This window comes from Nocardioides stalactiti (assembly GCF_014180715.1).
In the GTDB taxonomy this organism is placed as follows: Bacteria; Actinomycetota; Actinomycetes; order Propionibacteriales; family Nocardioidaceae; genus Nocardioides; species Nocardioides stalactiti.
This window is the reverse complement of record NZ_JACEFC010000132.1, coordinates 1-10,364: the sequence shown is the minus strand read 5'-3', so window position 1 is coordinate 10,364 and position 10,364 is coordinate 1. Positions and strand designations below refer to the sequence as shown.

General features: G+C 68.3%; 10 protein-coding genes. All 10 read left to right on the top strand.

Annotated elements, in window-relative coordinates; translation table 11 throughout:
• The first annotated feature begins 185 nt into the window (after positions 1 to 185).
• Entirely contained in the window at positions 186 to 968 is a 783-nt protein-coding gene (locus H0487_RS19535; protein WP_183095903.1) for an MlaE family ABC transporter permease, read from the top strand.
• A gap of 14 nt (positions 969 to 982) precedes the next feature.
• Positions 983 to 1,810, top strand: coding sequence for an MlaE family ABC transporter permease (locus tag H0487_RS19530; RefSeq protein ID WP_183095902.1), 828 nt, complete (start codon positions 983 to 985; stop codon positions 1,808 to 1,810).
• A 7-nt stretch (positions 1,811 to 1,817) separates the two neighbouring features.
• Positions 1,818 to 3,092 (top strand): MCE family protein, encoded by a 1,275-nt coding sequence (locus H0487_RS19525; protein ID WP_183095901.1) that lies wholly within the window; start codon positions 1,818 to 1,820, stop codon positions 3,090 to 3,092.
• Positions 3,092 to 4,126 carry an MCE family protein gene (locus tag H0487_RS19520; RefSeq protein WP_183095900.1) on the top strand — a complete coding sequence of 345 codons (1,035 nt, stop codon included), beginning with the start codon at positions 3,092 to 3,094 and terminating at the stop codon, positions 4,124 to 4,126. Before H0487_RS19525 ends, H0487_RS19520 begins: the two co-directional genes overlap by 1 nt.
• The gene (locus tag H0487_RS19515; RefSeq protein ID WP_183095899.1) at positions 4,123 to 5,100 is read left to right on the top strand and encodes an MCE family protein; all 978 of its coding nucleotides are present in this window, start codon (positions 4,123 to 4,125) and stop codon (positions 5,098 to 5,100) included. Before H0487_RS19520 ends, H0487_RS19515 begins: the two co-directional genes overlap by 4 nt.
• The gene (locus H0487_RS19510) at positions 5,097 to 6,245 is read left to right on the top strand and encodes an MCE family protein (RefSeq protein ID WP_183095898.1); all 1,149 of its coding nucleotides are present in this window, start codon (positions 5,097 to 5,099) and stop codon (positions 6,243 to 6,245) included. Before H0487_RS19515 ends, H0487_RS19510 begins: the two co-directional genes overlap by 4 nt.
• The gene (locus H0487_RS19505) at positions 6,242 to 7,675 is read left to right on the top strand and encodes an MCE family protein (protein ID WP_183095897.1); all 1,434 of its coding nucleotides are present in this window, start codon (positions 6,242 to 6,244) and stop codon (positions 7,673 to 7,675) included. Before H0487_RS19510 ends, H0487_RS19505 begins: the two co-directional genes overlap by 4 nt.
• Positions 7,672 to 8,979, top strand: coding sequence for an MCE family protein (locus tag H0487_RS19500; RefSeq protein ID WP_183095896.1), 1,308 nt, complete (start codon positions 7,672 to 7,674; stop codon positions 8,977 to 8,979). Before H0487_RS19505 ends, H0487_RS19500 begins: the two co-directional genes overlap by 4 nt.
• On the top strand, positions 8,976 to 9,842 hold the full coding sequence (locus H0487_RS19495; protein ID WP_183095895.1) for a hypothetical protein: 867 nt from the start codon (positions 8,976 to 8,978) through the stop codon (positions 9,840 to 9,842). The genes H0487_RS19500 and H0487_RS19495 overlap by 4 nt, the downstream gene beginning before the upstream one ends.
• A partial coding sequence (locus H0487_RS19490; protein WP_220793603.1) for a J domain-containing protein occupies positions 9,839 to 10,364 on the top strand: 526 nt, incomplete at its 3' end. The genes H0487_RS19495 and H0487_RS19490, both read left to right, overlap by 4 nt.

Sequence of the window (10,364 nt, the reverse complement as noted above, 5' to 3'; positions counted from 1 at the left end):
TCGCTGCGGAGGCCGACATCAAGCTCCCGCCGCTGCCGCCGATCCCGCTGCAGCTCGAGCCGTCCAACGGCATCCCGCGCAAGGCACAGCGTCCGCCGGGCGAGTGGTGCCGGGTCAACGGCATCACTCCGCCGCCAGGGTCGTTCACCCCTCAAGCCGCAACCTCGATGGGCTGAGGCTGACCGGTGTCCGCTACCGCCGCTCGGGTTCTCGCGCCCGTCGGCACCGCAGGCAAGTTGTTCGCCTTCGGGCTCGACGTTGGGCGCGGCCTCTTCAGGCGACCCTTCCAGCTGCGTGAGTTCCTGCAGCAGGCTTGGTTCATCGCTTCGGTCACGATCATCCCCACCGCGCTCGTCGCGATCCCCTTCGGTGCTGTCATCGCCCTTCAGGTCGGTGGCCTGATCAAGCAGTTCGGTGCGCAGTCCTTCACGGGCTCCGCGTCGGTGCTCGCGGTCATCCAGCAGGCCGGTCCGATCGCGACGGCCCTGCTGATCGCCGGCGCCGGCGGCTCGGCCATCGCGGCCGACCTCGGTGCGCGCAAGATCCGTGAAGAGCTCGACGCGATGATGGTGCTCGGCATCGACCCGATCCAACGCCTCGTCGCCCCCCGCGTCCTCGCCTGCATGCTTGTCGCGGTGTTCCTCAACGGCATGGTGAGCGTCGTCGGTGTGGCCGGTGGCTACGTGTTCAACGTGATCCTCCAGGACGGCACCCCCGGCGCCTACCTGGCCTCGTTCACCGCGCTGGCCCAGCTGCCCGACGTGTGGATCGGCATGGTCAAGGCGCTGATCTTCGGTCTCATCGCTGCGATCGTCGCCTCCTACAAGGGCATGAACGCGGCCGGTGGCCCGAAGGGCGTCGGGGACGCCGTGAACGAGTCGGTGGTCATCACCTTCCTCATGCTGTTCGTCGTCAACTTCATCCTGAGCACGATCTATCTCCAGATCGTTCCTCCGAAGACCGGTTAGCGGAGGACGAGGACATGGCAAGCGTGAAGGCGATCTACGAGCGGCCGCTCAAGGGACTGGACACCCTCGGGCACGAGCTCGCGTTCTACATCCGCGTCATCCTGGCGGTGCCGCGGACCATCTCGCACTACCCGCGCGAGATCCTGCGCCTCCTGGCCGAGGTCACCCTCGGCTCGGGTGCGCTCGCCGTCATCGGCGGCACCATCGGCGTCATCCTGGGCATGACCTTCTTCACCGGTGCCCAGGTCGGCCTGTCCGGTTACGCCGCGCTCAACCAGCTCGGCACCGCCGCGTTCTCGGGCTTCGTGTCGGCGTACTTCAACACCCGCGAGATCGCGCCGCTGGTTGCTGGCATCGCGCTCGCCGCCACCGTCGGCTGCGGCTTCACCGCGCAGCTCGGCGCCATGCGGATCTCCGAGGAGGTCGACGCCCTCGAGGTGATGGCGATCCCCTCGATGCGCTTCCTGGTCGCGACCCGCGTGGTCGCCGGCCTGATCGCGATCGTCCCGCTGTACGTCGTCGGCCTGCTGTCGTCGTACGTCGCGAGCCGACTGGTGGTCACCCAGTACTACGGCCAGTCGTCAGGAACGTATGACCATTACTTCAACCAATTCCTCCCACCCGGTGACGTCCTGTGGTCGTTCGGGAAGGTCCTGGTCTTCTCCGTCGTCGTCATCCTCATCCACTGCTACCACGGCTACACCGCCTCCGGCGGCCCTGCCGGGGTGGGTGTGGCGGTGGGTCGCGCCGTCCGGACCAGCATCGTGGCCATCAACGTGATCGACCTTTTCCTGTCGATGGCGATCTGGGGCACGACCACCACTGTCCGGTTGGCGGGGTGATCTGACGATGCTGAACAAGGCTCTGACCCAGACCAAGACGCTGGGCGTCATCTTCATCGCGCTGCTGATGTTCGGTGTGTGGCTGACCTACGCGATCTTCACCAAGAAGTTCGCCGACTACGAGGAGGTCAAGCTCGAGGCGTCCTCCGTGGGCCTCCAGCTCCCCCTCCGGGCGGACGTCAAGATCCGCGGTGTCATCGTGGGCGAGGTGCTCGAGACCGAGGCCGACTCCGACGGCGCCACGATCACGCTCGGCATCTACCCCGACGAGATCGACTCGATCCCGGCCAACGTGACCGGTGCGATCGTGCCCAAGACGCTCTTCGGCGAGAAGTACGTCTCGCTCGTCATCCCGCCCTCGGGCGCCTCCGGCCAGCTCAGGGCCGACCAGGTCATCACCAAGACCGACATGGGCACCGAGGTGGAAGAGGTCCTCAACGACCTCTACCCGCTGCTTCGCACCGTGCAGCCGGCCGACCTCAACTCGACGCTGACCGCGCTGGCCACCGCCCTCGAGGGCCGTGGCTCCCAGCTCGGCGAGAACCTCGAGACGGTCGACTCCTACCTCAAGCGGATCAACCCGCAGATCCCCGCGCTGCTGGAGGACCTGCGGCTGACGGCCCAGGTCTCCGACCTGTACGCCGACATCCTCCCGGAGGTGGCCCAGATCCTGGACGACACCGTCGTCACGACCGGCACTCTCGAGGAGAAGGAGGCGACCCTGAACGCCGCCCTGCGCGACATCAGGTCCTTCTCCGACACCGCGCGGGTCTTCCTCGACCGCAACGGCGCCCTCCTCGAGGAAGCCGGCGAGCTCGGAACCACGCAGCTCCGGCTGCTGGCCCGCTACGCCTCCGAGATCCCGTGCATCGCTGGCGGTCTCAACAACATCGCTCCGCGCATCGCGTCGATGTTCCGCGGCTTCGAGCTCCACATCGTGCTCGAGACGCTGCCCAACCAGCCGCGGCCCTACAACGTCAACGACCTGCCGAAGTTCGGCGACAGCCGCGGTCCTCGGTGCTACAGCCTGCCCAACCCGCCGTGGTCGCAGGCCAACCCCTACCAGAACCCTCCGAACTTCAACGACGGTGTGGACGAGCCCACCGGCAAGGGGACCATCCGCGTGCCCACCGGCTACGACAACGAGCTCGGCTACCGCGGGACCCCCGACGACGTGGCCCTGCTCCGCTCGATGCTCGCCGCAACGTACGGCGAGGACATGGCCTCCGGCCTCGGCGTGATGCTCGCCGGCCCGGTCGTGGCCGAGGCGGGTGATCGCTGATGCCTCTGCTCGACAAGAAGACGAGCGGTGACCTCGTCCGGCTGCTGATCTTCATGCTGACCACCGGTCTGGCGACCGGTCTGTTGGTCCTCACGATCGGCAACCTGTCGTTCGGCGCGACGACCACCTACAAGGCGCAGTTCGCCGACGCCACCGGCGTCGTCAGCGGCGACGACATCCGGGTCGCGGGCGTCAAGGTCGGGACGGTCCAGGACATCGAGGTCGTCGAGGACAACCGGGCGCTGGTGACCTTCACGGTCGACGCCGACACCAAGCTCGACGACGCCACCCACGCGACCATCCGCTTCCGCAACCTGATCGGTCAGCGCTACATCGCGCTGACCCAGGAGGGCAACGGCGACGCGGAGCTGGAGGAAGGGGACACCATCCCGGTGTCCCGGACCCAGCCGGCGCTGGACCTGACGGTCCTCTTCAACGGCTTCAAGCCGCTGTTCGAGGCGCTGTCGCCCGACGACATCAACAAGCTCTCCTACGAGATCGTCCAGGTCTTCCAGGGCGAGGGCAGCACGGTCGAGAGCCTGCTCTCGAGCACGGCATCCCTCACCTCCACGCTGGCCTCGCGTGACCAGGTGATCGGCGAACTGCTCGACAACCTGTCCTACGTGCTCGACCGCGTCGCGGACCGCGACGACCAGCTGACCGACCTGATCGCCAGCTTCCGGAACCTCGTGGGTGGGCTCAAGGACGACCGCGAGGCGATCCTCTCCTCTTTGGACGGCATCTCCGAGCTCGCCGTCGCGACCGCTGGCCTCGTCGACGAGATCCACGAGCCGCTGGTCCGCGACATCAAGGAGGCTCGCCAGTTCGTCGAACTGCTCGACCGCAACAAGGGGGAGATCGACCGCGTGCTGCAGGTGGCGCCGCTCAAGATCAACAAGTTCGGTCGGACCGGCATCTACGGATCCTGGTTCAACTTCTACCTGTGCCACTTCAAGGCGAAGGTGCGGATCGGCAACAACGTGATCGCCGAACCTGCCTACAGCGTCGGAGCAGACAGGTGTTCGCTGCCATGAGCAAGCCGTTCCGTGAGCGCAACCCCGTGATGGTGGGTGCCGCCAGCATCGCGGTGCTGGTGCTGCTCTTCATCGCCGCGTTCCGCGCCCAGGACCTGCCGCTGATCGGCGGTGGCGACACCTACTACGCCGAGTTCGACGAGGCGGGCGGTCTCAAGGTCAAGGACGAGGTCCGTCTCGCCGGCGTCCGCGTCGGCCAGGTCTCCTCGATCGAGCTCGAGGAGGGCGTCGTCAGGGTCGGATTCAAGATCAAGACCGACGCCGACTTCGGCGACGAGACCAGGGCCGCGATCAAGGTCAAGACGATCCTCGGCTCGATGTTCCTCTCGATCGAGCCGGCCGGTGACGGCCAGCTCGAGGAGGGCGGGACCATCCCGGCCGAGCGCACGACCGCGCCGTTCGACATCGTCGACGCCTTCGAAGGCCTCGCCGAGACGTCGGCCGACATCGACACCGACCAGCTGGCGGCCTCGTTGACCACGCTGGCCGACCTGACCCGCAACACGCCCGAGGAGTTCCGCGCCGCCCTCCAGGGAGTCTCGGCCCTCTCCAAGGTCGTGGCATCGCGGGACGACGAGATCAACCGACTGCTGGTGAGCCTCGAACGAGTCTCGACCGTGCTCGACGCCCGTGACCAGGACATCGTCGCGCTGATGCGCGACTCCGACATCCTGTTCGAGGCCCTCCTGGAGCGGAAGACCGCGATCCACAACATCCTCGTCGCCACGTCCCAGCTCAGCCAGGAGCTCACCGCGCTCGTGCGCGAGTCTCGTGCCGACCTCAAGCCGGCCCTGCGTCACCTGGAGTCCGTGCTCGCCATCGTGAACAAGAACGAGGACAACCTGGACAAGACGCTCGGCCTGATGGCCCCGTTCTACCGGGTGTTCGCCAACGTCTTCGGCAACGGCCCGTGGTGGGACACCTACATCTCGAACCTCCCACCCATCCCGGCCCCGGGAGGTGGTGTCGGATGAACGCGACCGTGCAGAAGTACCTGCCGCTGGCCATCGTCCTGGCGATCGTGGCCGGGATGGCGTTCTGGTTCTTCGGTCTCGGCGGTGGCGGCACCAAGACGGTGACGGCCTACTTCCCGCGGACCGTCTCGGTCTACGAGGGCAGCGACGTGCGCGTGCTCGGTGTCCCGGTCGGCAAGGTCGAGAAGGTCGAGCCGGAGGGCACCCAGGTCAAGGTCACGATGACCTACGACGAGGAGGTGGAGGTCCCGATCGACGCCGAGGCCGTGATCGTCTCGCCGTCCGTGGTCGGCGACCGCTACATCCAGCTGACCCCGGCCTTCGAAGGCGGTGAGGAGCTGCCTGACAACTCGGTGCTCGACACCAAGCGGACGGCGATCCCGCTCGAGCTCGACGAGATCTACGGCAGCCTCGACGAGCTGACCGTCGCCCTCGGCCCGACTGGTGCCAACCAGAACGGCGCGCTCAGCGACCTGCTCGAGCAGACCGCGGCCAACTTCGGCGGTCAGGGCACCAAGTTCAAGCAGACGATCGAGGACTTCGGCCAGTTCAGCGCCACCCTCGACGACAACAAGGAGGAGCTCTTCTCCTCCACCGAACGGCTGCAGGCCTTCATCCAGACGCTGGCGGAGAACGACTCGACGGTCCGCGGCTTCAACGACTCGTTGGGCCGGGTGTCCGAGCTGCTCGCGAGCGAGAGCGACGAGCTCACCTCCGCGCTGTCCAACCTCGGTGTCGCGCTCGACGTGGTCGGGGACTTCGTGCAGGAGAACCGCGCCTCGCTGAGCCGTAACATCCGCGGCATCAACCGGGTCGCCAAGCTGCTGGCCAAGCACCGCGACGACCTCGACGTGATCCTGCGCGCCGGACCGCTGGCGCTCAACAACCTGGGACTCGGCTACAACCCCCAGGCGGGCACGCTCGACTCCAACGCCAACGTCGGCAACCTGCTCCACAACCTGGAGAGCGACCCGGCACTGCTCCTGTGCAGCCTGGTCGCCGCCGACGACCCCAACGGACAGATCTGTGACCTCATCGAGGGTCTGCCGCTGCCGCGCAAGGCGCCGTTCGGAGCCGGCACCGGCTCGCGCTCCGACGATTCCTACGACCCGACGCTTAACGGACTGGTGGAGGTGGATCGATGAACCGCCCCCTCAAGACCGCACGCTTGCGGACCGCGGCGGCGCTGGCCGCTGGCGCGGTGCTGCTCACCGGTTGTGAGTTCGACGTCTACCAGCTGCCGCTGCCCGGTGGCGCCGACGTCGGCGACGACCCGATCACCGTGACGGTGGAGTTCCAGGACGTCCTGGACCTGGTGCCGAAGTCCTCGGTCAAGGTCAGCGACGTGACCGTCGGCCAGGTGACCGACGTCGACCTGGACGGCTACACCGCTGTCGTCACCATCGAGCTGCGCAACGACACCAACCTGCCGGACAACGCCACGGCGTCGATCCGCCAGACCAGCCTCCTCGGAGAGAAGTTCGTCTCCCTCGCGCCGCCGGCCAACCCGTCGGACGACGAGCTCGGCGAGGGTGACGAGATCCCGCTCGCGTCCACCGGCCGCAACCCGGAGGTCGAGGAGGTGCTCGGTGCGCTGAGCCTCGTCCTCAACGGTGGTGGGGTCGCCCAGCTCAAGACCATCACCGAGGAGCTCAACCTGGCCCTCGAGGGCCGGGAGGACTCTGCACGCTCGGTGCTCACCCAGGTCGAGTCGCTGGTGTCGCAGCTCGACGAGCGCAAGGGCGACATCGTCGACGCGATCGAGGCGCTCAACCGGCTCGCCCTCGGCGCCCGCGAGCAGCAGGACAGCATCGACCAGGCACTCGAGGAGCTCCCGAGCGCGCTCGACTCGATCGACCGGCAGCGCGAGGACCTGGTGCGGATGCTCCAGGGCCTCAACGAGCTCGGTGACGTGGGTGTTCGCGTGATCCAGCAGACCCAGGAGTCGACGGTCAGCGTCCTGAAGAACCTCGAGCCGGTCCTCTTCCAGCTCAACAAGGCCGGCCAGGACTTCGTCGACGCGCTCCACATCTTCTACAGCTTCCCGTTCTCCGACGACGTGATCGGTCGTGACCCCGCGGTCGCGCGCAACCTGCACTTCGGCGACTACGTGAACCTGTCGGTGGAGCTCGACCTCGACCTCAACAACCTCTCGCAGGTCGCGTGCACGCCGTTCGGGCTGCTGCCCGACGACACTCCGCTGGAGGACCTGGTCGACCTGCCCAACCTGTGCGCCGGCGTCCTCGACGCCCTCCAGGGCTGCCTCAGGGTCCCGCCGGACGCCGACGGCTGCGCGCAGCTGCCGGACTTCCTGCTCGACGAGGTCTGCGACTCGGTCAACCTGCCGGCACTGTGCAACCTGCTGCCGACCAACAACGGGGCGGCGTCCGACCAGGGCACGATCATCGAGGACCTCCTCGACGGCGTGATCGGCAACCTGGGCGGGCTCCGGCCACGCTCGGCTCCGCTCACGGGTGTGGACCGTGACGACTGGGACGCCTACTACGGCGACTCCGACGCCGATCTCGCGCTCTTCCTGGCGGCTCCGGTCACCGGCGAGCAGGTGGCCCCGTGATCACCCGGCGTACCAAGGTCCAGCTGCTGGTCTTCGTGATCATCACGCTGCTCGGCGTCACCTTCGTGGGCGCACGGTACGCCAAGCTGGATCGACTCTTCGTCGACCAGAGCTACACGGTCGTCGCCCACTACCCGGAGTCCGGCGGCATCTTCGCCGGCGGCGAGGTGACCTACCGCGGCGTGGGCATCGGTCGGGTCGACAAGCTCGAGCTGACCGACGAGGGCGTCGACGTCTACCTCGAGATCGACAACGAGTGGGACGAGATCCCGGCCGACACGCTGGCGCTGGTCGGCAACCGGTCGGCCGTCGGTGAGCAGTACGTCGAGCTGCAGCCCAACACCGACAGCAAGCCCTTCCTCGAGGAGGGCTCGGAGATCACCGAGGTCGCCACCCCGATCCAGACCGAGGTGCTCCTCGGCGACCTGGCCCGGACCGTCTCCAGCGTCGACCAGGAGGCCCTGCGCGTCACGGTGCGCGAGCTCGGCCTCGCGTTCGACGGCACCGGCGAGGACCTCCAGCAGATCATCGACACCGGCAACTCGTTCATCGAGACCGCCAACGACAACTTCGACATCACCACGGCGCTGATCCGCGACGCCAACACGGTCCTCCAGACCCAGGTCGACTCCTCGAGCGCGCTCCGCACGTTCGCCTCGGAGCTGAGCGTGTTCTCCCGCGCGGTGGTCGGCGCCGACAAGGACCTGCGCAAGGTCATCGACAGCGGCTCGTTCACCGCCAACCAGCTGCGGACCTTCCTGGAGCAGAACCAGGCCGAGTTCTCCGACCTGCTGCGCAACCTGAACACGACCGGTCGCGTGGTGGTCAAGAACATCAAGGGTCTCGAGACCCTCCTGATCGCCTACCCGATCCTGCTCGAGGGCTCGTTCACCGTCGTCGACAAGAATGCGACGACCGGCCTGTACGAGACGCACGTCGGCCTCATCATCACGCAGACGCCGCCCTGCTACGAGGGCTACGAGGGCACCGACACCCGCTCCCCGAGCAACGTCGAGGACCGACCGCTCAACATGGGCGCCCGGTGCACCGAGCCCCCCACCAAGAGCAACCCCCGCGGGTACCAGAACCTGCCGCGCGTGCGCCCCGACCTCGACGGCGTGCCCGACGAGTCCGAGACCGTGCTCGCGTCCTACGACTCCGAGACCGGCGAGATCGTGTGGGGCGACCCGACGACCTCCCCGGAGGCTGCCTTGGCGCCGAGCGGTAACGTGGCGCCGCCGCCGCTCGGAGAGGACTCGTGGAAGTGGCTCTACCTCGAACCACTGCTGGACGCCCAGGAGTGACGCCTTCGCCTGCCCGCGGGCGAGCGATCCTCACCGTCCTGGTGCTCGTGATCGTCGCCTGCCTGGGGACCGTCGCGGCAGTCGTGCTCACCCGTGGGGCCGGCGACGGCCTCGGTGACAAGCTCCAGTCCCTCAAGGACGACGCGCCGCCCGCCGCCGACACCACCAAGAACCGCGAGGAGGTCCTCGCGCTGTCGCGTGAGTTCGCCACCCGCTTCAACACCTACGACGCGTCGATGCTCGACGAGCAGGGTCACCTGCCGGAGTACGCCGCGGTCGAGGACCTGATGACGCCGAAGTTCGGCGGTGTGTTCGCCGACAACGTGGGCTACGCCGAGCAGACCGTCTCCCAGCTCGACGCGGCCAGCGCCGCGACCGTCTATGCCGTGGGTGTCGCGTCGCAGGACGCCGACTCCGCCGAGGTCCTGGTCGCGGGCACCATCGAGCTGTCCTACCCCTATCCCGAGGACGAGCAGGGTGGCGGGCAGGGTGGCGACCAGGGCGGCGAGCCCTCGGACGACGCCACCGACGAGGGCACCGACGAGGGCGAAGAGGACCCCCGGGTCTCCACCGGACCGCAGCGGTTCCGCTACCAGCTGTCCCTCGTCAAGATCGACGGGGAGTGGCTCGTCGACGACCTCGACGACATCGACGACGGACTGCCGCCCTTCTCCCAGCCCGGCATCCCGGGCGACGACCAGACCCCCGGGGTCGACCCGTCGGCACCCTCGACCGAGTCCAGCGACCCGAGCACCGAGTCCAGCGACCCCGGCAACGAGCCGGACGACTCCGGCAACGAGCCGGACGACTCCGGCAACGAGCCGGACGACCCCGGCAACGCGACGCAGGAGGGCGGCCGATGAACGTCAGCCTCTACGACCTCCTCGACGTCGACGAGACCGCCAGCACCGACGAGATCCGCGCGGCCTGGAAGGCGGCGATCGCCGACCTCGACCCGACCGACCGCCGGTTCCGCGCGTTCAACGACGCCGCCGGCGTCCTGCTCGACGACGCCAAGCGGGCGGCGTACGACGCCGAGCTCGCGGCCGGACGCGACGAGGAGACGGCCCCCACGCCGGTCGTGGCTGCCGAGGAGCCGACCGCGGTGCCGGTGGAACCGACCGCGGTGCCGGTGGAATCCGTCGTCGACGATGCCGAGGCTGAGCCCGAGGCTGAGGTCGAGGAGGACCCCGAGCCCGCTCCGGTGCTCGAGGAGGGTGCGAAGGACCCCGCGCCGGCGGCCACGGGGCCGTCGACCTGGCTGCTCTACCTCGCCGCCGGGCTCGCGGTGCTGTCAGCCGCGCTGCTCGTCGTCGTCCTGACCTGGCCCGGCAGCCTCGGCGGTGACTCGCCGGCGAGCACCGCGGACCAGGCCGCAGACGCCG